Origin of the sequence: Aromatoleum aromaticum EbN1 (assembly GCF_000025965.1) — a bacterium.
In the GTDB taxonomy this organism is placed as follows: Bacteria; Pseudomonadota; Gammaproteobacteria; order Burkholderiales; family Rhodocyclaceae; genus Aromatoleum; species Aromatoleum aromaticum.
The window spans coordinates 71,975-95,357 of sequence record NC_006513.1; the positions used below are offsets into that span (position 1 = coordinate 71,975).

General features: G+C 67.1%; 18 protein-coding genes and 1 other RNA gene. 9 read left to right on the forward strand and 10 right to left on the reverse strand.

The window, feature by feature from the left end:
- Positions 1-4 precede the first annotated feature (4 nt).
- Positions 5-1,852 carry a dihydrolipoyl dehydrogenase gene (gene lpdA / locus EBN1_RS00400; RefSeq protein WP_011235935.1) on the forward strand — a complete coding sequence of 616 codons (1,848 nt, stop codon included), beginning with the start codon at positions 5-7 and terminating at the stop codon, positions 1,850-1,852.
- Between the two features lie 115 nt (positions 1,853-1,967).
- On the opposite strand, the gene EBN1_RS00405 is transcribed toward lpdA, so the two are convergent.
- On the reverse strand, positions 1,968-3,356 hold the full coding sequence (locus EBN1_RS00405) for a DUF3482 domain-containing protein (RefSeq protein ID WP_011235936.1): 1,389 nt from the start codon (positions 3,354-3,356) through the stop codon (positions 1,968-1,970).
- Complete coding sequence (locus tag EBN1_RS00410) at positions 3,349-4,767, reverse strand: DUF2868 domain-containing protein (protein WP_041645367.1); 1,419 nt, start codon at positions 4,765-4,767, stop codon at positions 3,349-3,351. The genes EBN1_RS00405 and EBN1_RS00410 overlap by 8 nt, the downstream gene beginning before the upstream one ends.
- 375 nt (positions 4,768-5,142) lie before the next feature.
- Here EBN1_RS00410 and ssrA point away from each other — a divergent pair.
- Positions 5,143-5,469, forward strand: a transfer-messenger RNA (tmRNA) gene (ssrA, locus tag EBN1_RS00415).
- A 70-nt stretch (positions 5,470-5,539) separates the two neighbouring features.
- Here the strand turns inward: ssrA and EBN1_RS00420 are convergent.
- A complete protein-coding gene (locus tag EBN1_RS00420; RefSeq protein ID WP_011235938.1) occupies positions 5,540-6,778 on the reverse strand; it encodes a glycoside hydrolase family 2 TIM barrel-domain containing protein in 1,239 nt (412 codons plus the stop codon).
- Positions 6,775-7,476, reverse strand: coding sequence for an SOS response-associated peptidase (locus EBN1_RS00425; protein ID WP_011235939.1), 702 nt, complete (start codon positions 7,474-7,476; stop codon positions 6,775-6,777). The genes EBN1_RS00420 and EBN1_RS00425 overlap by 4 nt, the downstream gene beginning before the upstream one ends.
- A 264-nt stretch (positions 7,477-7,740) precedes the next feature.
- Here EBN1_RS00425 and EBN1_RS00430 point away from each other — a divergent pair, with 264 nt between their 5' ends.
- Positions 7,741-8,235: a methyltransferase family protein gene (locus EBN1_RS00430; RefSeq protein ID WP_011235940.1), complete on the forward strand. Its 495-nt coding sequence runs from the start codon at positions 7,741-7,743 to the stop codon at positions 8,233-8,235.
- A 2-nt stretch (positions 8,236-8,237) separates the two neighbouring features.
- Here the strand turns inward: EBN1_RS00430 and EBN1_RS00435 are convergent, their stop codons facing one another.
- Complete coding sequence (locus EBN1_RS00435) at positions 8,238-8,759, reverse strand: O-acetyl-ADP-ribose deacetylase (RefSeq protein ID WP_011235941.1); 522 nt, start codon at positions 8,757-8,759, stop codon at positions 8,238-8,240.
- 212 nt (positions 8,760-8,971) lie between these two features.
- Between EBN1_RS00435 and EBN1_RS00440 the strand changes: the two genes are divergently transcribed.
- The 3 genes from EBN1_RS00440 (at position 8,972) to EBN1_RS00450 (ending at position 14,101) form a co-directional block, all read left to right on the forward strand.
- Positions 8,972-9,310 carry a 4a-hydroxytetrahydrobiopterin dehydratase gene (locus EBN1_RS00440; protein WP_011235942.1) on the forward strand — a complete coding sequence of 113 codons (339 nt, stop codon included), beginning with the start codon at positions 8,972-8,974 and terminating at the stop codon, positions 9,308-9,310.
- 388 nt (positions 9,311-9,698) lie between these two features.
- Positions 9,699-11,495: a thiamine pyrophosphate-requiring protein gene (locus EBN1_RS00445; protein ID WP_011235943.1), complete on the forward strand. Its 1,797-nt coding sequence runs from the start codon at positions 9,699-9,701 to the stop codon at positions 11,493-11,495.
- 65 nt (positions 11,496-11,560) lie between these two features.
- The gene (locus tag EBN1_RS00450; protein WP_011235944.1) at positions 11,561-14,101 is read left to right on the forward strand and encodes an NAD-dependent epimerase/dehydratase family protein; all 2,541 of its coding nucleotides are present in this window, start codon (positions 11,561-11,563) and stop codon (positions 14,099-14,101) included.
- A 38-nt stretch (positions 14,102-14,139) separates the two neighbouring features.
- On the opposite strand, the gene EBN1_RS00455 is transcribed toward EBN1_RS00450, so the two are convergent.
- Genes EBN1_RS00455 through coxB form a run of 4 tightly spaced genes read right to left on the reverse strand, consistent with a single transcriptional unit; the run spans position 14,140 to position 18,624 of the window.
- Positions 14,140-14,949 (reverse strand): cytochrome c oxidase assembly protein, encoded by an 810-nt coding sequence (locus EBN1_RS00455; protein ID WP_041645370.1) that lies wholly within the window; start codon positions 14,947-14,949, stop codon positions 14,140-14,142.
- A complete protein-coding gene (locus EBN1_RS00460; protein WP_041645373.1) occupies positions 14,940-15,287 on the reverse strand; it encodes a hypothetical protein in 348 nt (115 codons plus the stop codon). The genes EBN1_RS00455 and EBN1_RS00460 overlap by 10 nt, the downstream gene beginning before the upstream one ends.
- Positions 15,287-17,794: a cytochrome c oxidase subunit I gene (gene ctaD, locus EBN1_RS00465; protein ID WP_011235946.1), complete on the reverse strand. Its 2,508-nt coding sequence runs from the start codon at positions 17,792-17,794 to the stop codon at positions 15,287-15,289. Before ctaD ends, EBN1_RS00460 begins: the two co-directional genes overlap by 1 nt.
- Positions 17,791-18,624, reverse strand: coding sequence for a cytochrome c oxidase subunit II (gene coxB / locus EBN1_RS00470; protein WP_083782912.1), 834 nt, complete (start codon positions 18,622-18,624; stop codon positions 17,791-17,793). The genes ctaD and coxB overlap by 4 nt, the downstream gene beginning before the upstream one ends.
- A 36-nt stretch (positions 18,625-18,660) precedes the next feature.
- Between coxB and EBN1_RS00475 the strand changes: the two genes are divergently transcribed.
- The gene (locus EBN1_RS00475; RefSeq protein WP_011235948.1) at positions 18,661-19,164 is read left to right on the forward strand and encodes a DUF2231 domain-containing protein; all 504 of its coding nucleotides are present in this window, start codon (positions 18,661-18,663) and stop codon (positions 19,162-19,164) included.
- On the opposite strand, the gene EBN1_RS00480 is transcribed toward EBN1_RS00475, so the two are convergent.
- Positions 19,159-19,572, reverse strand: coding sequence for a CopD family protein (locus tag EBN1_RS00480; RefSeq protein WP_041645375.1), 414 nt, complete (start codon positions 19,570-19,572; stop codon positions 19,159-19,161). The genes EBN1_RS00475 and EBN1_RS00480 overlap by 6 nt on opposite strands.
- A gap of 494 nt (positions 19,573-20,066) precedes the next feature.
- On the opposite strand from EBN1_RS00480, the gene EBN1_RS00485 reads away from it, so the two are divergent.
- Both EBN1_RS00485 and EBN1_RS00490 read left to right on the forward strand, forming a co-directional pair.
- Positions 20,067-23,252 carry an EAL domain-containing protein gene (locus tag EBN1_RS00485; protein WP_049780126.1) on the forward strand — a complete coding sequence of 1,062 codons (3,186 nt, stop codon included), beginning with the start codon at positions 20,067-20,069 and terminating at the stop codon, positions 23,250-23,252.
- Positions 23,239-23,346 (forward strand): GntR family transcriptional regulator, encoded by a 108-nt coding sequence (locus EBN1_RS00490; protein WP_241762784.1) that lies wholly within the window; start codon positions 23,239-23,241, stop codon positions 23,344-23,346. The genes EBN1_RS00485 and EBN1_RS00490 overlap by 14 nt, the downstream gene beginning before the upstream one ends.
- Positions 23,347-23,383: the final 37 nt, after the last annotated feature.

Sequence of the window (23,383 nt, forward strand, 5' to 3'; positions counted from 1 at the left end):
TGACATGAGCCAGATCGTTGAAGTGAAAGTCCCGGACATCGGGGATTTCTCCGACGTCCCCGTCATCGAGCTGTTCGTGAAGCCGGGCGACTCGATCAAGGTCGATGAGTCGATCTGCACGCTGGAATCCGACAAGGCGACGATGGATGTGCCGTCGTCGGCCGAGGGCGTCATCCGTGAAGTCCTCGTCAAGGTCGGCGACCGCGTCGGCGAAGGCGCGGTGCTGCTGAAAGTCGAGCCGCAGGGCGCAGGGGCCGCACCGGCGGGGGCCGGCGAGGCGAAGCCCGTTCCGGCCGCTGCAGCGCCTGCGGCGTCCCCATCCCCCTCAGCGGCGGCACCGGCGCAGACTGCCGCGAAATCGGGTGCCTACGCGGGCTCCGTCGACCTCGAGTGCGACATGCTCGTACTCGGCGCCGGCCCCGGCGGCTACTCAGCAGCGTTCCGCGCGGCCGACCTCGGCCTCAAGACGGTCATCGTCGAGCGCTACGCCACGCTCGGCGGCGTGTGCCTGAACGTCGGTTGCATTCCGTCGAAAGCGCTGCTGCACGTCGCCCAGGTCATGGACGAAGCCGAGCACATGGCCGTGGCCGGCATCAAGTTCGCGAAGCCCGAAGTCGACCTCGACGCGCTGCGCGCGCACAAGGACAAGGTCGTCGGCAAGCTCACCGCCGGCCTCGCCGGCATGGCCAAAGGCCGCAAGGTCGAGGTCGTGCGCGGCCTCGGCACTTTCCTCGACGCGAACCATCTCGAAGTCGAGCTGAGCTCCGGCAGCGGTCAGGACAAGACCGGCGAGAAGAAAGTCGTGCGCTTCAAGCAATGCATCATCGCCGCCGGCTCGGCCGCGGTGCATCTGCCGTTCATCCCGAAGGATCCGCGCATCGTCGACTCGACCGGCGCGCTCGAGCTGCGCACTTCCGACGGCAAGGCGCCCGCGAAGATGCTCGTCATCGGCGGCGGCATCATCGGCCTCGAGATGGCGACTGTCTATTCGACGCTCGGTACCCGCGTCGATGTCGTCGAGATGCTCGACGCGCTGATGCAGGGCCCGGACCGCGACGCGGTCAAGGTGTGGGAGAAGCAGAATGCGCAGCGCTTCGACAACATCATGCTGAAGACGAAGACCGTCGCCGTCGAGGCGAAGGACGACGGCCTGTGGGTGACGTTCGAAGGCGAAAAGGCTCCGCAGGGCCCGCAGCGCTACGACATGATCCTGCAGGCGGCCGGCCGCAGCCCGAACGGCAAGAAGATCGGCGCCGACAGGGCAGGGGTGGTCGTCACCGACCGCGGCTTCATCGAAGTCGATGCGCAGATGCGCACGAACGTGCCGCACATCTTCGCGATCGGCGACGTCAATGGCAACCCGATGCTCGCACACAAGGCGGTGCACGAGGGGCACGTCGCGGCCGAAGTCGCCGCCGGCGAGACACAAGGCAAGTCGGAGCTCGCCCGGTCGGCGTTCGACGCGACCGTGATCCCAAGCGTCGCCTACACGCACCCGGAAGTCGCGTGGGTCGGATTCACCGAAGAGCAGGCGAAGAAGGAAGGCCGCAAGGTCGAGACCGCCAAGTTCCCGTGGGCAGCTTCGGGACGCGCGATCGCGAACGGCGCCGACTACGGCTTCACGAAGCTCATCTTCGACGCCGAAACGCATCGCATCATCGGCGGCGCGATCGTCGGCCCGTCTGCAGGCGACATGATCGGCGAAGTGTGCCTCGCGATCGAGATGGGCGCGGACGCGGTCGACATCGGCAGGACGATCCATCCGCACCCGACCTTGGGCGAGACCATCGGCCTCGCCGGCGAAGTCGCGCACGGTAGCTGCACCGACATCCCGCCGATGCGCAAAAAATAGGCTCGACCGCTTCACGGAGCAAGCACGGGGCGCTGCGGCGCCCCTGTTTCATCCGGCCTCGGCCATCGAAAAAAGGCCGGGGCAGCGGCCGACTGCAGGATGCTTTTCCCCGCCTTCAGGCGGTCGCTGTTGCTGCTTCCGAAAACGATTGCGCCAGCGTATCGACTGCTTCCTGTCGCGCATCGTCCGCCTGCCCAGCGCCGAAAAGTTCCGACCATTCCTGATGGGCACGCGCCCGCAGCAAGGGCTCCGGGATCGGCCCTTCGCGCCATTGCCGCAGTTGCGGGTCGACCAGCCGGATCGGCGCCATCGCGGCGTGGCCGCGGGTTTCGAGCGCGTCGATGAGGCGCAGCTGGCGCAAGGCGAGCAGCCTCAGGATCGCGTCGTCTACGCTGAGCTCGCGCTGCCCGCGCAGTTTCTCGACCACGCGGTCGCCGAACTGCCGCACCGCCTGCCAGCCTCCGCCGGCGAGCGCTCCGAGCGCAGCAGCGGTGCCGAGCGTCAGTCCGCCGAGCATCAGGTCGATGCCGACTCCGGCGGCCGCTCCCGCCGCCGCGCCGGTGCCGAGCCGCACGCCCATCGCACGGAAGGTCTCCGGGTTGAAGAGATCGTTCTCCCAGCGCCCGTCAAGCAGCGGCAGATCGCCCGCATCGACATCGTCCGAGCGGAACCGGTAGAGCGCGAGCAACGCGTCGACGCAAGCCTGCTCGCGCCGCCGCACATGCTCGTGCAGCGTCACGACCGCGTGCTCGATCGCCTGCGCTTCAGTCGCGACGGCGACCCGCGCCGCGGCGACGTCGACCAGCAGTTCGGCAACGAGACTCAGCGCAGCGTCATGCCGGGTCCGCGCCTCGCGCTCACGGCACGCGACGAGGCGTTCGAGCGCCGGACGATGGACGTCGACGAGCGTCGCGAGCTTCTCGTACAGGCGCCGCTCGCCGTCGCGCTCCGGCGCGACCGTATCGAAGCGCACGATCGCATGCAGTCCGAGCCGCGCGAGCGCCTCGCGCCACGACGATTCGTTGGCGGCCGAATCGCGCACGAAGTTCAGCACCGGCAGCAGCGGGATCGCGCAGCTGCCGAGGATCGTCAGCTCGTCGCGGTGCTTCGCGAGGACCGGATCGCGCACGTCGACGACATAGAACGCCGCATCGCTCGCGAGCATCTGGCGCAGCACTTTCGCCTCCTGCTCGAAGCGGTGGCCGGCGACCGGAGTCGCAAGGAAGCGCTCGATTCGTGCCGTGTCGTCAAGCCGCTCGCCGCCGGGCGCCTCGATCGCCTCCAGCCGCTCGAGGAGCGCGATCGGGTCTTCGAGCCCGGGCGTGTCGTACAACTCGACGAGCACCTCGCCGTCGGCGAGCAGACGGGCGCCTTCGACATGACGGGTCGTGCTCGGCCGGCTCGACACCTCGCCGAAGCCGGTGTCGCGCGTCAGCGTGCGCATCAGCGACGTCTTGCCGGTGTTGGTATGCCCGACGACGGCGATGCGCAGCGGTCTAGTCATTTCCGGCTCCCGTCCCGACGCCACGCAGCCAGTCCATCGCGACCGCCGGGGTGTCGATGACCCGTTCGGTCGTCATGCCGATACCATCCAGCGACTCCCGCCAGTGTGGCGCATGCCCGCCGGCGTCGCCCCCTGTCAGCCATACCCGGCAGTCGCCCGCGTGGCGCGACAGCTCGGCAATCAGTTCGAGGCTGCCGCGATCCGGCGTCTGGCGCGCGTCGCACGCAACCAGTAGCCGCGCCGGCGGGTCGACCTGCAACTCGCCGACGAGGCGCTTGCGCTGCGCGCGGCTGTCGATGACTCCTGCATCGCGCACCCCCGCCGGCAGCGCGGGCGGCCATCCCGCGCCAGCCGGCAGCTCGAGGCCGACCGCGAGCGGTGAGCCGCTGCCGAGCGGGTGCGCGCCATCCGCCCGCGGCCCTGCGAAGCGCCCCGGATCGGCGTCGGTGATGCCGATCCGCTCGCTCGCCGGCGCGAGCCGCGCGGCGAGCACCGCGTAGCCCGGCAATGCCAGGTCGAGCCGCAGGCGCGCGCGCCCGACGCGCCACAGCGCAAGACACATCGCCCACAGCAGCGCCCGGGGCACGATACCGTACATCGTCACGCAACCCACGAGCCACGACGACCATGCGATGCGCGCCGCCTCGTCGACGGCGACGGCTGCGCCGCTTGCGCGTACATGCTCCGCATCGGGCACTGCGAAGCCGACCTGCGCCGGCAGCCAGCCGACGATGCGCACGAGATGCACGAACACGTCCGCCGACAGGATCGTCGTTTCCCAAGCGAAGCCGTAGCGCCGCGCGGACAGGGTCGCGAGCAGGCCGACCAGCGCCCCGCACAGTGCAGCGAGCCACAATCCGTGCGTCACGGCGCCGAGCCACCAGCGCAACAGCCGGGCGCGCCCGAGCAGGCCCACGAGCGCCTTCGCTACGTACACCGCGGCGGGGCCGGCCCGCGACAACCGCGCCGACAGCCACAGCCAGGCGCGCCCGAGTGCACCGCCCGCATCCCGCCCGCCGAGCGACAGTCCGACTCCCCACAGCAACAGGCTCAGCAGGTGCACGCCGAGCAGGCCGCCGAGCGCCCACACGACGTTGACCGCGCGCGTGCCGTCACCCAGCACTGCGAGCGCGGCGCCGAATCCGCTCACCAGCGCGACGGCCGACGCCAGCATCAACACCAGCCGGGACCGCGCGCGCCACGCCGCGATCATTCCGACCATTCCCTCGCGCTCGCCCAGCAGCAGGGCGCGGTGCACGATCCGCTCCTCGACACCGCCGTCGGTCGCGCGCACCCCGGCTACCGCATCACGGTCGTCGAACGGGCCCGCCGCCTCCTCGCGCAGCCGGATCGCCTCCGCCAGCCAGCGCGATTCGAAAGTCGTCAGTCGGATGGAATCGAGGGCACGCATGCGCGAAATCAGGTCCGGGTCACGATCAGGACGACAGGATAGCGGATCAGCGGCTGCAGTCCCGCGCGCTCGGGCGCCGTCCGTCGTCTTTCTCTCCCTGATCCCAATTCCGACGTCGATGCAGGATGCGGGAGAAAGGGGGGCGAGAAGCCCGGGAGAATATGATTCTCGCATAGATAAAAAAATATACCCGTCAAACGGCAAAAGGCCTCAAGCGTGAATTAATCCGGGGTTCCGACCGCTGCCCACAAGACATTCACAACCGACTGTCGCAGAAAGGAAAAACGAATCGCCACAACAGTTTTCAGGAAAAAGGCGAGAAGGGTCATGAATGCCTGCTTCAACCAAAAAAACATTGTCACGCCAGCGTGTAAAAAACTCCCGTAGACTTGAATCGAAGGGGCACTGCCCTTATAGTGCAAAGCATGGTTGTAATTCCGGCAACCCGGAGACGTTCTGGACGCGGGTTCGATTCCCGCCACCTCCACAGTGGGCATTCTCAAGAGTGTTCAGTGTGGGGGTGCACCGGTTTCGACAGGGCGGGCAATGGTGAGCAGGCAACCCGAGAGGCGACGGACGTAATCCGCGCAAATCCACAAACGCCAACGATGAGCGTTTCGCTGTAGCCGCTTAAGGCAACAGCCGGGGCCGCCTGAGCCCTGTTACCAAAGACGGCTGGCGGGGGCTTCGGCCCCCGCTTCACGTTCACCGTAGTTGGTCATCAGCTGCAACCTGGCTGTCCTTCTCCCGTGATCCTGTCCGCCAACGGGGCTTACCGCACCAGGAACGGCAGGTTTGCCGTTGCAGCCTTGCCGTTGCTGTCGCGCAAGGTGATGAAGAGCCGGTAGGGGCCGGGCTGGCGGGGGGCCACGAAGCGGACAGTGGCGGCGTCGGCATGCAGCGTTTGCACCGGAACACGGGCGGGAACCGGCTCGGCGTCGGAATCTGGCTTCCAGCCCCGGCTCTCGGCCAACACTTTCCATTCCGTGGTTAACGTCGATCCGTCGAAGGACACCGCGTCGACGCCGGCCGAAATTTCCTGCCCTGGCGCGAACTCGTCGGCGGCAATGCCGATGCCGCGAATCAGCGGAGCGGACTCGGGCACCGGCTTGCCCCACGCACGGCTTAACGCATCGGTCATCGCAGTAAGGCTGCCATCTGGCAGCAGAAGGCCGTGCCAGGTTTCAGTTTGCTCCTGCTTCGCACCCCACAGGAAGGGGAAAACGCCGACGACCTGGGGCTCGCGCGCGAGATGGTCGAGCGCGTCGCGAAAATAGGCTGCCTTCTCGGTGCTGGTGGGCTCCACCGGCGCGCCCCAGGGCTTGCGTCCGGCCTGCCATTGACCGAGCGGGCCCAACTCGGCAATCACGATCGGTTTGGTGACGCCTGCCGCTTGCAGCCGGCGCACGATCTCGAACACCGAACCGCCGAAAGCGTTGACGCCCAGCAGATCCGCGTTCGGGCAGCAATCAGCGAGCCGTCGGAGATTCTCGTTGCTGTTGTCGGACACCACCATCAACGTCGGGTGCGCCGGGTCGAGCCCCTTGACAATACCGGCGAGGCGGTTCACCTCGCGCCAGGCTGGTATCGGGTCGGGCTGCGCGAGCTCCACCTCGTTGCCCACGCCCCAAGCCAGCAGCGCAGGATGACTGCGGTGCCGTAGCACAAACTCGCGTATGCCCTGCTCCTGTGCGTGCACCATCGCAGGGTCGTCGAGCCCGAAGCCCAGGCGCGGATGAGCCACCCACAGTCCCATCACCACTTTCAGCCCGAGGCGCTCGGCCTCGTCGAGCACCCAGGCGTCCGCCTCGCTGTACACCCGCACGACGCGGGCGCCCGCATCGGCGAGTTTCTTCAACCCGATCCGGTCGCTGCTGAAGGCCGCCCCCTGCCACCGCGACTGCCCGACGGGAACGTCTGCCGACAATGCGGACAAGGCCAGCGCAGACAGAAATGCCGCTGCGAGCGCAGCAGCGAGACAACGGATGGAAGCAGTCTTTCTTATCGTCATACCCTTGAACGTCCTTCGTTGCCGGCTTCGAGCGGCGCGACGAGTTCCGGCCCTTCGTTGCGCACGTTGCCGACGCGTTTCGTCACGGGGTGCATCCGGACCAGAGCCGAGTCGTACGGCACGAGCAGCCGGCGGACCAGCTCGGGATGGGTGTCCTTGCTCAGCCACAGGTCGTAATCGTCCTCGGGGACGATGACGGGCATGCGCTCGTGCAGTTCGCCCATCGCGTCGTTCGCGTCCGTCGTGATGATCGCGAAGGTGTCGAGCGTCTCGCCATCGGGCCTGCTCCACCGCTCCCATAGCCCTGCGAAAGCGAACAGGCGGTCATTCGCCGGACGAATGAAATACGGCTGTTTGCCGCCCACGACTTTCTGCCATTCGTAAAATCCCGAGGCCGGCACGAGGCAGCGGCGGCTCTTGAACGCGTTGCGGAAGCTCGCCTTCTCGGCCAGCGTCTCGCAGCGGGCGTTGATGAGGCGCGCGCCGATCGTCTCGTCCTTCGCCCAGGACGGGATGAGGCCCCAGCGCAACAGATGCGCCACCCGCTCACCTGAGGCCCGCTGCCGGATGACGGGCAGCTTCTGCATCGGCGCCGCGTTGTAGCGCGGAGGAAAGTCCTGAACCAGCGGGTCGATATCACAGCCGAACTGCTCGCGCAGCCGGGAGATCGAACCATGGAGGGCGTAGCGACCGCACATGCCGCGACTCCTTTGGCGAAGGGGGTGTCAGCGGCAATAGTAGTTCGTTTGTCGCCCGGCGGATAATGCGGTCCAGCGTCAGTTGGACAGCGCGCCGTCGCGACGCTGCGGACGGATGTCGGAGGGGCAATTTGCGGCGCATCCCGGAACGGGCCGGAATCCTGCACCGCCATCAAGCGGCCGGGCACCTCCAAGCTGCATCGCAAGTTCGACAAGGGCGACTTCGATACTCACTCGCGGGATGGACGGACAGGAGAAGAAAACATGCATTCTGTGAAGCAACCCTGGTGGAGAGGCCGTCGTGGCGAATGGTTAGTCGTCCTGCAGGCATTCCTTATCGCCCTCGTCCTGTTCGGGCCGAGAACCATTCCCGGCCTGCCACCCTGGCCGGAAACCGCAGCCACCGTCATGTCGGCCGTGGGCGCCTTGCTGATCGCTGCAGGATTGGCGATGTCAGTCGCCGCGGCACTGCACCTCGGCTCCAACCTCACTCCCCTGCCCCATCCCAGGGACCACGCCACGCTCGTGGTGACCGGCCCGTATCGCTGGGTGCGGCATCCGATCTACAGCGGATTGATATTGATGGCGGTCGGCTGGGCGCTGTTCATCCACGGATGGCTGACGCTGATTTACGCCGCCGGGCTGTGGCTGTTCTTCGACATCAAGTCGAGACGCGAGGAACGCTGGCTGATCGAACGCTTCCCTCACTACACCGAATACCAGCAGCGGGTGCGCAAGCTGATTCCGTTCATTTACTGAGCTCAGTCCGGGTCGCCCGACAGCAACTCGTCATAGCGCGTGAGATCCGCCGAACTGAAGCAACAGAAAATCACTTCCCGGATGCAGCCGGGCTGCTCCAGCGCCGTCCGCACCGTATCCACCGCGATTTTCGCGGCAAGGTCGGCCGGATAGCCATAGACGCCGGTGCTGATGCACGGAAACGCGATCCGCTCGACGCCGTGCTCTCGGGCAAGCCGGAGCGCCTGCGCATAGCAGGCAGCGAGCAAGCGGTCTTCGCCATCCTGGCCGCCGTGCCAGACCGGTCCGACGGTGTGGATCACGTAACGCGCTGGCAGGTTGTACCCGCCCGTGATCTTCGCCTCGCCTGTCCTGCAGCCCCCGAGAGTGCGGCATTCGGCGAGCAAGCCCGGGCCCGCTGCCCGATGAATGGCGCCATCCACGCCTCCGCCGCCCAACAACGACGCGTTGGCCGCGTTGACGATCGCGTCTACGGCCAAGCTGGTGATATCGGCCTTGACGGCGCGAAGCATCGCTTCCGACATATCCCCGTCCAATATGATCAAACGTCAAGTTTCACATCTGCTCCCCGGTCATTGTAGACCCACCCTCAGAACCGCTTCCACCGTCGTCCTTCCAGCCTTCGGCGGCTGCAGCATTTGAACGTTGCTCCGGGACGATCTACATTGGATCGTTGGTCGGGAGGCGCAGCGTTTGTGTTCGCCCGCATCGGACTCGTCTTTGGAGGAATCCCGACATGAGCGACGAGCTACAGTCCAGGACATGCACGCCGTGCCGCGGCGACGTGCCTCCGATGACGAAAGCGGAGGCCAAGCGCCAGCTGGCGCAGACGCCGGCCTGGACCCTTTCGGACGACGGGCGCTGCATCGAGCGCAGCTTCACTTTCGACGACTTCAAGGACGCGATGAGCTTCGTCGCGAAGCTCGGCGAGCTGGCTGAAACCGAGGGCCATCATCCGGACATCTGCTTCGGCTGGGGTTGGGCCCGCGTGACGTGGCAGACGAAGAAGATAAACGGCCTCCACGACAACGATTTCATCATGGCAGCCAAGACCGACGGGCTGGCGCCGACGTGACGCGCGGAGGTCCCTTCCCGTATTCCCCTCGCCGCCGCCGTTCGTGAAAGCCTTGCCGCAAGCGCCGGCACCGCTGCCTCGAACGGGAAATTGTTTCAACGCGCTGTAGTTTTTTCAGCCGGACGACGAGCTGCAGACGCTGCCGCACGCTCGAAGATCGGAGTCCGGGGGCGTCTTCGACAGCCCGCCCGCGGAGTATCGCCTTGTCGCTCGACAGGCCTTTCAACGAAGGCCTGCAGTTGCAGTGCTGCAGCGCGCAGGCGGCCCTGGCGGCAGTTCGTTTTCCGTTCACCGTAGCGCACTGGCTCGTACCGACAGACCGAATCTTCTTCCCCGGCATCTGCCTTGCAGCGTTCGGCACTCCGAGAGCCCGGGACGGAGAACGATCATGAGCGACACAGTCGGCGACTTCCTGCTCCAGCGCCTGTCGGCGTGGGGCGTGCAGCGGGTGTTCGGCTATCCGGGCGACGGCATCAACGGCATCATGGGGGCGTTCGGCCGCTACGGCGAAGGGCTGCGCTTCGTGCAGGCGCGCCACGAGGAGCTCGCGGCGTTCATGGCGTGCGCGCACGCTAAATTCACCGGCGAAGTCGGCGTGTGCCTGGCCACGTCGGGCCCCGGCGCGATCCATCTGCTCAACGGGTTGTACGACGCGAAGCTCGACCACCAGCCGGTCGTCGCGATCGTCGGCCAGCAAAGCCGCGGCGCGCTCGGCGGCGACTACCAGCAGGAAGTCGACCTGCTATCGCTCTTCAAGGACGTCGCGCACGAGTTCGTGCACATGGTGACGGTGCCCGAGCAGGTGCGCCACGTCGTCGATCGAGCCATGCGCATCGCGCGCGACCGGCGCACCGTCACTTGCATCATCTTCCCCAACGACGTCCAGGATCTGCCCTACCAGGCGCCGCCGCGCGAGCACGGCACGGTCCATTCGGGCGTCGGCTACACGGGGATCCGCATCGTGCCGCGCGAGGAGGATCTCGTGCGGGCGGCCGCCCCCCTCAACGCCGGGCAGAAAGTGGCGATGCTCGTCGGTGCGGGCGCACTGGACGCGACCGACGAGATCATCGAAGTCGCCGAGCGGCTCGGCGCGGGCGTCGCCAAGGCGCTGCTCGGCAAGGCGGCCGTGCCCGACGACTTGCCGTTCGTCACCGGCGCGATCGGGCTGCTCGGCACGAAGCCGAGCTGGGACCTGATGAACGACTGCGACACGCTGCTGATGGTGGGCTCCGGTTTCCCGTATTCGGAGTTCCTGCCGAAGGAAGGCCAGGCGCGCGGCGTGCAGATCGACATCGAGCCGCGCATGCTCAACCTGCGCTATCCGATGGAAGTGGCGCTGCTCGGCGACGCGAAGGAGACGCTGCAAGGGCTCTTGCCGCACCTGGTGGCGAAACCGGACCGCGCGTGGCGCGCGACGATCGAGCACGGCGTCGAACGGTGGTGGCGCGTGCTCGAAGGCCGGGCGCTCAACACCGCGCACCCGATCAACCCGCAGCGCGTGTTCTGGGAGCTGTCGCCGCGTCTGCCCGAGCGCTGCATCCTCACCTGCGACTCGGGGTCGGCGGCGAACTGGTACGCGCGCGACCTGAAGATGCGCCGCGGCATGATGGCCTCGCTCTCGGGGGGGCTCGCGACGATGGGCCCGGCCGTACCGTATGCGATCGCGGCCAAATACGCCCACCCCGACCGCCCGATCATCGCGCTCGTGGGCGACGGGGCGATGCAGATGAACGGCATCAACGGGCTCGTGACGATCGCCAAAGTGTGGCGCGAGTGGAAGGATCCGCGCCTCGTGGTGATGGTGCTCAACAACGGCGACCTCAACCAGGTGACGTGGGAGCAGCGCGCCATGGAAGGCGACCCGAAGTTCGTCGACGCGCAGGCGGTGCCCGATTTCCCGTACGCCGAATACGCGCGGCGGCTGGGCTTGGGCGGCATGCGCGTCGACGACCCGGGAGAAGTCGGCGCGGCGTGGGACGCGGCGCTTCACGCGGAGCGCCCGACGCTCCTCGAAATGGTCACCGACCCGGACGTGCCGCCGCTGCCCCCGCACATCAGCGCGAAGCAGGCCAAAGCGTACCTGTCGGCGCTGCTGCACGACGACCCCGACTCGCTCGGCATCGTCGTCGCCAGCTTCAAGGAAAGCTGGGACAGCCTGTTCCCGCCCGGATCGATTCCTGGCTGAGCGCAAAGCCGTTCTTTTTTCCGCGACTTGGCCGTCTTGTGCGTGCCGATCGCGAGGAGGGTTTCATGGCGTCAACGAAACCGCTGGTACTCATCACCGGTTCGGCAGGCCGGCTCGGCAGCGCGATCGGTGCGGAGCTCGGCGAGCGCTTCACGGTCGTCGGGTTCGAGCGCGACTGCAAGCAGGCGGCCAACTGCATCGACGTCGACATTACTTCGGCTGACGCGCTCGCGGCAGCCTGCCGCACCCTTCGCGAGCGTCATGGCACGCGTATCGCGTCGGTCATTCACCTTGCCGCCTATTACGATTTTTCCGGCGAGCCGGATCCGAAATACGACGAAGTGAATGTGCAGGGCACGCGCCGGCTGCTCGAGGCGTTGCAGGATTTCGACGTCGATCAGTTCGTTTACGCGAGCACGATGCTGGTCCACGCGCCAACCGAGCCGGGCGCCCCGATCGACGAGAACAGCGAACTCGCGCCGAAGTGGCCGTACCCGCAATCGAAGCTCGAAGCCGAAGAGGCCGTGCTCGCAGCACGCGGGCAGATTCCGGCCGTGATCCTGCGCATTGCCGGCGTCTACACCGACGACTGCGAAGTCCCGTCCCTCGCCTACCAGATCCAGCGCATCTACGAGCGCCAGATGCTCGGCCACGTCTTCCCCGGTGATCCGACCCACGGCCAGGCTTTCGTGCATCTGGACGACGTCGCTCAGGCGTTTCGGCTCGTCGTCGAGAAACGCCATGGGCTGGGGGACGAAACCACGCTGCTCATCGGCGAGCCGGTGACCGAAAGCTACGAGTCGCTGCAGAACCTGATCGGGCAGCTCATCCACGGCGAGCCCTGGGGGACGCGCCGGATACCGAAACCCGTCGCAGCGACCGGCGCGTGGGCGCAGGACGTTGTCGAAAAAGTCACTCCGGACGCAATCGACCGCGGCATCGAGCCTTTCATCCAGCCGTTCATGGTGTGGCTCGCGGACGACCACTACGAGCTCGACATCTCGCGCGCGACCGAGCTCCTGGGCTGGCGGCCGCAGCACAGCCTGCGCCGGGTCCTGCCGAAAATGATCGGCCGGCTCAAGCAAAGTCCGGCCGCGTGGTACAAGGCGAACCGCATTCCGCTGCCGCTGTGGCTCGAGGATCTGGCCGCGCAGCCGCAGCCCGAAGCGCAGCTCCTCGCCGAATACGACGCGCTCGATCGGCGCGAACACCGGCAGACGATCTGGTGCCACTTCGCGAACGCGGCGCTCGGGCTGTGGCTCGTTTCGTGCCCGTTCATCTTCGGGCTCGCCGATCGCTGGATGGAGCCCGGCGAACTCATCGCCCCCAACGAGCGCGGCCTCGTCCTTTCCGACACCTGGATGACCGCCAGCGACATCGTCAGCGGACTGCTGATCACCGCCTTCGCGCTGGCCTCGCTGTCGCGGCGCATCGCGTGGGCGCGCTGGGCGACCGCTGCTCTCGGCACCTGGCTGCTGTTCGCGCCGCTGGTGTTCTGGAGCCCGAGCGCCGTCGCCTATGCCAACGACACGCTCGTCGGCGCGCTGGTGATCCTGTTCGCGGTCGGCGTGCCCTCGACACCGGGCGTCGGCCCGATTGCGCGTCTCGCCGGGCCGGACACGCCTCCCGGCTGGGACTACAGCCCGTCGTCGTGGAACCAGCGCATCCCGATCATCGCGCTGGCCCTGGTGGGCCTGTTCATCTCGCGCTATCTGGCCGCGTTCCAGCTCGGCCATATCCCCGCAGCGTGGGATCCGTTCTTCGGCGACGGCACCGAACGCATCATCACGTCTTCCGTTTCGGAAGCCTGGCCGGTTTCCGACGCCGGACTCGGCGGTGCCGTCTATGTGCTCGAGATCGTCACCGGCATCATCGGCGACAAGCGGCGCTGGCGCACGCTGCCGTGGCTGGTGCTGCTGTTCGGCGTGCTGATCGTCCCGCTCGGCGCCGTGAGCATTTTCTTCATCATCATCCAGCCGGTCGTGATCGGCACGTGGTGCACGCTGTGCCTCGTCGCCGCCGCGGCGATGCTGCTGCAAATCCCGTACTCCTTCGACGAGATTCTCGCGACTCTCCAGTTTCTCAAGGAGCGCCGCCGGCAAGGGAAGTGGCTGTGGCACGTGCTGCTGCACGGCGACACCATCGAGGGCGGCAGCGCGGACTATTCGGACAATTTCGAGGAACGCGCTCCGGTGGTGCTGCGCGAAATGCTCAAGGGCGGCGTGACCGTACCGTGGACGCTGGCGCTCAGCATCGTCCTCGGCGCGGTCCTCATGCTCAGCCGGCTGCTGTTCGACACGACCGGCACCGCGGCCGACAACGATCATGTCGTCGGCGCGCTGGTGATCACCTTTTCGATCATGGCGCTCGCCGAAGTCGCGCGGCCGTTGCGCTTCATCAATGCCGCTTTCGGCGCCTGGCTGCTGCTCGCGCCCTGGCTTCTCGACGGCTATACCGGCCTCGGTACCGCGACGGTTTCGATCATCGGTCTGCTGCTGGTCGCGCTGGCCTTGCCGCGCGGCGCAGTCGAAAGTCACTACGGCGCGTGGGACCGCTATGCGAAAGCGGGAGAGCGCTGGTCGAGACTGGCGACGCCCGGTGGCTGACGCTGCTCGGTCGCGACAGCTGGCGACGCCCTCCCCCTTCAATCCCGCGCCGGCACCGCGGCAGGCGCGGTTTCTTCGCCGAGCCGGCGCCACACGATCCAGCCAGCAGCGGCCAGATAGGCGAAACCGCCCGGCACCCACATGATGAGCCCGGCCAGCTGCTGGTCCTCGAGCGCGCGTGCGTCGCCGTAGAACGATACCCTGCCGAAAGTCAGCAACGCGCCCAGCAGCCCGGTGTGGATCAGCGTCAGCAGGATCGCGAGCAGCGCCGGAGCGAGCCGGCGGCCACGCAGGACGGCCCACCAGAAGAGCCACGCACTCGCGACGAACGACACGTGCTCGACCAGGTGCCACCACGGATCGTCGAGCGCGAGCAGGTACAGGCGCGGGGCGTGCCACAGCCAGATCAGCACGCCGTGCACCATCGCCGCCGCGAGCGGATGACGACCGCAGCGCTGGATCGCCCCCCACAGCGGGCGCAACAGCGTTCCGGTCGCGGCGCTCCACTGCGGCAATGGGCCGGCCAGCGCTCCGAGCGGCGCGACCACGACGATGAGGAGCATGTGCTGCACCATGTGCAGCGCCGTACTGTTTTCCGCCCAGCGGTCCAGTGGTCCGAACACCGCCAGCGCGCCGATCGCCATCGCGGCGCAAAACCACGTCGCTTGCACCCGGCCCGGCGGCACGCGTCGCGCCCCGAGGCCGTAGAGCCCGCACGCCGCACCGAGCAACGCCGCGATCAGAAGCAGCGGAAAACTTGCGGGCAGCGACCCGGCAAGCGCGTGCGCCGCGGCCGGCCGCACCGTGACGAGTAGCGTCACCAGAACAAACGCCGCGATCAGACGCATGGCGGCAGGCCCACGATCGGCAGCGCGATGAACAGCGTCGCCAGCGCCGCGACCAGATGCACGCTCGCACCGACTCGTGCGATGAAGCGCTTCGCCCGCTCGTTCTGGCCGACCCGGCGCGACGCCCGCCAGCACAGCGCCGACAAGCCGAGCAGCAGCGCTACCGTGGCGAGCGACACGCCACCCAGCACGGCGTTGAGCCAGTTCCACGGCCCTGCTGCCACGTCCGGCGGCGCGATCGCGCAACCGACCGACAGGCCGCTGTACAGCGCGATGAACCACACGCCCCACACGATCAGGCCGAGCGGAATCTGGAGCGGATGGTAAAGCCACGTCATCAGCCGCCTCCCCACGTCGCAGGAAACAGCACCAGGGCGACGTAGGCAGTCCACACCACGCCGAGGTTGTAATACCAGAGCTGCCCGAGCACGATCGGCTCGTACGGCGCGGCACGATCGACATAGCCGTAATGGACTCGCCACGCCTGCAGCGTGGTCGCGATTCCCGCCAGGACGCAGTGGAAAAGGCCGTAGCCGAGGACGACGACAATTACTGCGTCGTGGGCCGTCGCCTTCGGTGCGAGATCCGACGTGTACATCAGCCACAACAGATGTGCCGACTGCAGCAGGCCGAGCGCCGCGATCGCGGCGAGCTGCCCGCGCAGCCCCTTGTCCGAGCCGCGTCGCAGCGCCGCGAGAACCCGCCGCAGCCACAGCGTTGCCGCGCTCAGCAGCAGCGCATTCGCGAGCATGCCGCGAGCGTCGAGCGGAGACTGCGCCGGCACCTGCCACTGCGGGGCGACGGTCCACAGGTAGAACCAGCCGAAGAGAAGCGCCGCATAGAGGGCGCCGTCCGCGAGCAGCGTCACGCCCATGCCCCAGCGTCCGGGGCCGTTGTGGGTACGCCAGTGCAACGGCGGGTCGCCGGTCGAAACCGGAACTCCCATGCCGGACTCTTCGTGGGCGCCGTTCTCCCACGACCAGCGCAGCACGAGGATCGCCGCCACGACGGTCGCGAAGCTGGCCACGGCATACGCTTTCACCAGCAGCCCGATGCACACCACCGACAGCACCAGCGCGACGGCGAACGGCAGCCAGGTGTTGCCGGGCAAGTGGATGATCTCGCGCACTTCGCCGGTCACGGCATCGGTGCCCCAGGTTTCGCGGCGCCCGTGCGCGACCGTCGCCAGGCCCTGCTCGCCGCGCGCCATCTCTTTGACCAGGTCCGGGCGATCCCACAGCGGGTAGCGGCTATCGACGCTCGGCAGGCTGATGAAGTTGTAGGCGGTCGGCGGCAGCCGCGTGGCCCATTCGAGCGTATCGGCGTGCCACGGATTCGGCGCGGCCCGCACGCCGAAGCGAAAGTGCAGCAGCACGTCGACGAGCACCGTGGCGATGCCGATCGCCATGATGAAGCTGCCGATCGAGGAAACCAGGTTCGGAACGTCCCAGCCGAGCCCCGGCGCATACGTGTAGGCGCGCCGCGGCATCCCCAGCAGCCCGGTCCAGTGCATCACGAGGAAGGTGAGGTTGAAGCCGCCGAAGACCAGCCAGAACCCCCAGCGCCCGAGGCGCGGCGACGGCATGCGGCCGGAAAAATGCGGCAGCCAGTAATAGACCGCTGCGACCAGCGGAAAGAACATTCCTCCGACGAGCACGTAGTGGAGATGGGCGACGACGAACTGGGTGTCGTGCACCTGCCAGTTGAACGGCACCAGCGCCAGCATCACGCCCGTCAGCCCGCCGGCGACGAATATCACGAGGAAGCCGAAGAGCCACAGCATCGGCACGTGATAGACGGGCCGGCCCAGCCACAGCGTGGCGAGCCACGAGAAGACCTGCACACCGGTGGGAATCGCGACCAGCATGCTCGCGGCCGAAAAGAACGCCTGCGCCAGATGCGGGATGCCGACGGTGAACATGTGGTGCACCCACAACGCGAAGCTGATGAAGCCGGTCGTCAGCACCGCGACGACGACCCAGCGGTAGCCGACGATCGGACGCCGGGCGAACACCGGCAGCATCGTCGACACGAGGCCCGCCGCCGGCAGGAAGATGATGTACACCTCCGGGTGGCCGAAAAGCCAGAACAGGTGCTGCCACAGGATCGGGTCGCCGCCGCGCGCGACGTCGAAAAACGCCATTCCCGCAGCGCGCTCGAGTTCCAGCAGGATGCTGCCGAGGATCAGCGGCGGGAAACCCAGCACGATCATCATCGCCATCGTCAGGATGTACCACGCATAGAGCGGCATGTGCTGCAGCGTCATCCCAGGCGCGCGGGCGCGCAGGATCGCCACCACCAATTCGACCGCCGCGGTGACGGCGGAAATCTCGACGAACGTGATCCCCAGCAGCCAGAAATCCGAATTCACGCCCGGGCTGTACGGCAGGCTCGACAACGGCGTGTACATGAACCAGCCGGCATCGGGAGCGAGCTCCAGGAACAGGCTCGCGGCGAGGATCAGCCCGCCGAAGAGGTAGCACCAGTAACCCAGCGCCGACAGCCGGGGAAACACCAGATCGCGCGCGCCGAGCATTTTCGGGATCAGGTACACCGCCAGGCCTTCCATCATCGGCACGGCGAACAGGAACATCATCACCGTGCCGTGCATCGTGAACACCTGGTTGTAGGTGTCGGCGTCCATGAAAGTCTGGTCCGGCAGCGCGAGCTGGGCGCGGATGAGCATCGCCAGCAGGCCACCGAAGATGAAGAAACCGAGGCCCGTCAGAAGGAACAGCAGGCCGATGCGGGTGTGGTTCACGATCGTCGCCGCTCGCCAGCCGCGGGGGTTGCCCCACACCTCTTCGAACTGCTGGTGGAGCTCGTCGGGGCGGCCGTCGATCATGGCGTGAAAACCGCGCCGGCGACGAGGCGAGGCGCATCGCGCGCGGCCCCCGGAGGCGCGGGGGCAGGAAGGGCTCCGCCCGGAGCCGCGCCGGCCGGGACATCTCCGCCCGCAGGCGCCGTTGCGGTCCGCTCCGCGAGCCACGCGGAAAAATCCGCCTCGCTATGCACCTGCACTTTCAGCACCATGTGCGCGTGCCCCGTGCCGCAGAATTCCGAGCACTGGCCGCGCAACGATCCCGCCTCGTCGGCCTGCAGGCGCAGCACGTTGGTGCGCCCGGGCACCGCGTCGATCTTCGGCCCGAGCCGCGGCACCCAGAAGGAATGGATGACGTCGGCGCTGGTGACGTGGAGATGCACCGGACGACCCGCCGGCAGGTGCAGTTCATCGACGAGCACGGCGCCGCCGCCCGGATACGCGACGTCCCACTGCCATTGCCGACCGGTCACGTCGATGCGCAGCGGCGCTTCGTCGCGCCGCGGCAGCATACGGTCTGCGGCGGGAACTCCGAACCCGAGCAGCAGCACGATGCTTGCCGTCGGCAGCAGGATTCCGCCGTTGACGACCCACCGCCTGCTGATCCGTTTCGCCTCATTGGGGCTGAAGTCGCGCGGCCTGCGCAGCATCGCGACGATCCACGCGACAGTGACACCGACGAGCACGAGGGTGGCGACGATCAGCATCGGCCACCACAGCAGCGTCACGTCGCGCGCCGCGGGGCCGGCCGGGTCGAGGATCGATTGCGGCCCTTCGCACGCGGCGAGCCACGGCACGGCAAGCACCGGGAGCACCGATTGCACCGCCAGCGCAGCGGCTGGCGCCGATCGCATCGGCACGGCTGTCCCCCGTTTCCCTGCGAGGTCACGATGCCCGTACCTGCCGACTCCGGCGCCGAATCGATCGTCAGCCGCGCCGCGCTGCGCGGCCACCCGCTTCACCCGATGCTGATCCACTTTCCGGTCGCAGCACTCATCGGGCTCGTCGCGACCGATGTCGCGTGGCTCGTGAGCGGCGATCCGTTCTGGGCGCGCGCCGGCCTGTGGCTCGCCGGCGTCGGCGCGGGCGGCGGCTGGATCGCGAGCCTGCTCGGTGTCGCCGACTTGCTGCTGGTCGAGCGCATCCGCGAAAAGATCACCGCGTGGTGCCATGCCGTGATCGCCGTGATGATGCTTTCGCTCGCTTCGTTGAACTGGGCGATGCGCTACCGCGAAGGGGCCGAACAGCTCGCCGCGTGGGAACTCTACCTGTCGCTCCTGACAGCCGGCACGATCGGCCTCGCGGCTTATCTCGGCGGGCGGCTGGTCTATGAGCACGCGGTGGGCGTCGAACTCGGTCATAAGGCGGCCATCGAGGACTCGACCGGGCTATAGCGGCTTGGCCAGCACCAGCCACAGCGTGACGCCGAGCAGGACCGTCAACACGCTGCCGAGGAGCGTGCAATAGCGGCGAATCCTTCCCTCCGGGCGACGCTCGATTTTCAGGATCAGGACGCCGCACAACGCATGACCGACCACCAGCAGGCAGACGACCGAAAGCTTCAGGATCAGCCACGGCTCGAGCGCGGCGGCGCCGGGAAACAGCAAAGTCCCGGAAACGATCGCGAGAAGCGCCGCCGGCGACGAAACCAGCGTGAACATCAGCCTCATCAGATGAGTGTGGTGACGGTAGAACATCGGCTGGTTGTGATGCGTGCCTGCGGCGATCATTGCCGGCATGTACAGCAGCGTGCCGCACCAGGCCAGCAGCGCCGCGAAGTGAAGCAGCTTGAGCAAGTGCATTCCCGGCCTCCGTTCGACAGTGTCGCCACGGCCCATGTGACTCCGTCGTGGGCGCAGAAGCAAAACGGGGGCCTATGGCAGCGCTGGTCGCGCCAAGCATCGGGACGCGTCGTCGGACGGCAACCGGACAGCTGCTGTAAGAATTTCAACCGGAGCAGCAAAGAAAGGCTCGAACGCACAAAAAGCCGGATTCCGTGTCCCGCTGCCAAATCCTGAACGTTACCCGTGCGGAAAATAATGCACACTAGTGCCGGTTCCATGCGAGGTGTTCTGCGCGGAATCGACCTGATGCATTATATTTCTGTCATATTTTTACTCTACATGATAGTTCGTCACCGCCCTGACATTGACCGTATCTCCGGGCACTTGGCCCGACCGCCCGACCTGGCCCTGCCGCGTCTGCCCGACCGGCACTGCCACCCGTCAGACAGGATAAGAGACTCGAGAGCGAGAGCGCGAGCGAAACCGTCGGCGAACACGCGGCGCGCGCCTTCATGACGGTCGATCGTTCGAGCAAGCTTTACCGCAAACAGGCGGCCACGCTGCCACGCGCGTGCAGCGTCGGGCTCCCCCACGCGCTTCCCGCGAACGGCGCAGGCACGCCGGAAGAGCTCGAAGCGGAGCTGCTCGCAACCCGCGAACGGCTGCACGAGATGATCGTCGAGCTCAAGAACAGCCATGAGCATATCGATCTCACGAACGAGGAACTGACCGCGTCGAACGAGGAGCTGCAGAGCGCCAACGAGGAATTGAAGTCGGTCAATGAAGACCTCTACATCCTCAACCGCGAACTCGAAGACCGCAATGCAGCGCTGGCAAACCTGAACCGCGACTACGATCACCTGCTCGCGAGCACGAAGATCGGCACCGTGTTTCTCGATGCCGGGCTGCGCGTGCGCCGCTTCAGCGCCGCCGTCGAAGACGTTCTCGCGTTGCGCGCCTCGGACGCAGGCCGTCCGCTGGCTGAGATCACCTACCGCGCCGGGGACGCATCGCGCTTCCTGGCCGATCTTCAGCACGTCGCCACCACCGGCGAAGGCCGGGAGCGCGAGGTGGACGTCGGCGGCCGCTGGTACCTGGAACGCATGCTGCCGTTTCACGGCGAAGGCGGCGTGCGCGACGGCGTCGTGCTCACCTACACGGATATCAACCGCGTCAAGACCGCGCAGACCGAAGTCGCCGTGCTCGCGGCCGAGCGCACGCGCCTGCAGGGCATTCTCGACGCGCTGCCCGACGGCGCGTACATCGTCGGCGCCGATCACGTCATCGAGTATTTCAACCCGGCGCTCGAACGCCAGTTCGGCGCGCCGGCCGGACGCAAGTGCTTCGAATACCTCCACGGCCGCAGCGAAGCCTGTACGTGGTGCAACAACGATGCGGTGTTCGCAGGCGCGTCGCTGCAGGCGGAATGGACGGCGCCCAGCGGGCGCAGCTACGACCTGTTCGAAATGCCGTTCCGCAATCCCGATGGCACGCTCAGCAAGTTCGAGATTTTTCACGACATCACGCCCGTCAAGGAGAGCCGCCGCCAGCTCGCCGAGGCCACCCTGCTGGCACACGTCGGGTACTGGGAATGGCAACTCCCGGCCGGCGTCCTTCACTGGGGAGAGCAAACCGATCGCCTCCTCGGCCACGCGCCGGGCAAGGTCACCCCCAGCGGCGCGACCTTCCTCGCGCACGTTCATCCGGACGACCGCGAGCGGGTCGCCGGCGAGTTCGCGGGCGCGGTCAGGAACCAGTGTTCCTATGTCAGCGAATTCCGCCTCATCCGCGCCGACGGCGCGCTGCGCATTGCGCGCGCGAACGGTCACCTCCAGTACGACCGGGAAGGCCGCGCGGTGCGCGTGTGCGGTGCGATCCAGGACATTACCGAGTTGCGCGCCACCGAAACCGCGCTGCGAAACAGCGAAGAACGATTTTCGATCGCGATGACGGCAGCACCGTTCGCAGTCGCGATCACGCGCGTCGAGGACGGACGATTCGTCGAGGTGAACGACAAGTACGAACTCCATTTCGGCTGGAAACGGGAAGAGCTCATCGGCAAGACTTCGGTCGAGACCAACCTGTGGCCCGATCCCGAGAGCCGCCAGCGCTGGCTCGAAATGCTCCGGCAGCACGGTTCGGTGCTCGATTTCGAGACGCTCGGGTGCGAGCGCAACGGCGCAGTGCGCCAGGTCAGCCTGTCGTCCAGATACATCGACATCGACGGCGAGAAACACGTGCTCACGTTCGTGCACGACATCACCGATCGCAAGGAAGCCCAGGCACGCATCGAGTATCTCGCCCATCACGATGCGCTCACCGGACTGCCGAACCGCGTGCTGTTCCGCGACCGCTTCGCGCTGGCCACCGCATGGGCGGAGCGCGCGCACGCGAAAGTCGCGCTGCTGTTCGTCGATCTCGATCATTTCAAGACCATCAACGACACGCTCGGCCACCCGGTCGGCGACGGCCTGCTGCAAGGGGTCGCGCTGCGGCTGCGCGAGTGCCTGCGCGAGACCGACACCGTGAGCCGCCTCGGCGGCGACGAGTTCCTGATCGCGCTTACCGATATTCGCGATCCGCAGGCGATCAACAGCGCGACGGCGAAGATCTTCGACACGCTGACCCGCCCTTTCGAACTCGAAGGCCATGAGCTGACGAACACGATGTCGATCGGCATCGCGATCTGGCCCGACGACGGCGAGGATTTCGACACCCTGCTGAAGAACGCCGACACTGCGATGTACCAGGCCAAGCGCGCCGGCCGCAATACGTGGCGCTTCTACACCGAGCAGATGAATGCCAACGCCGTCGAACAGCTGCAGCTCCGCACGGCGTTGCACAGCGCGCTCGAAAACGACGAGTTCCTGCTGCATTACCAGCCGCAGATCAACCTCGCGAGCGGACATGTCGTCGGTGTCGAAGCCTTGCTGCGCTGGCACTGGGACAAGCGCGAACTGGTCCCGCCGGACCGCTTCATCCCGGCAGCGGAGGAAAGCGGCCTGATCGTCCCGATCGGCGACTGGGTGCTGCGCGAAGCGTGCATGCAGGCCGTCCGCTGGACGCGGCAGGGCCTGCCGGAGCTGACCATCGCCGTCAACCTGTCGGCCGTGCAGTTCCGGCGCGGCGACCTCGAACGCAGCGTCGTGCGGGCGCTGTCGCTGTCGGGCCTCGATCCGGCGCGGCTCGAACTCGAACTGACCGAGTCATTGCTGCTCGTCGACACCGAATCCGTCATCGAGACGCTGCGACGGCTGAAATCGCTCGGCGTGCGCCTGTCGATCGACGACTTCGGCACCGGCTATTCGAGCCTCGCCTACCTGAAGCGCTTCGCCGTCGACAAGCTCAAGATCGACCAGTCGTTCGTCCGCGACATCGCCACCGACCCGGACGACGCCGCGATCGTGCGCGCGATCGTCAGCATGGCGCACACTCTCAAGCTGCAGGTCATCGCCGAAGGCGTCGAAAGCGAGGACATCGACCGCTTCCTGCACATCTTCAACTGCGACGAGGCGCAGGGCTACCATTACGCGCGGCCGATGCCGGGCGACGCGCTGGCCGAATGGCTGGTGGCCAGCGGTCGCGGGTCGGGGGGCCGCGATAAAAAACGTCGCGATCGCCGGCTGGAAGATTGTGATTCGATGGGGAGCCGCCCGCGAAAACACGGCGAGCACGAGGAAGCGGATGAATCTTTATGACCGCCTGACGCTGGACATCGAACAGCGCATCCGCGACGGCGTGCTGCGGGCCGGCGAACGGCTGCCGTCGGTGCGCCAGGCGTGCCGGTCCTAGCACCTGAGCGCCTCGACGGTGCTGAAAGCCTATTACC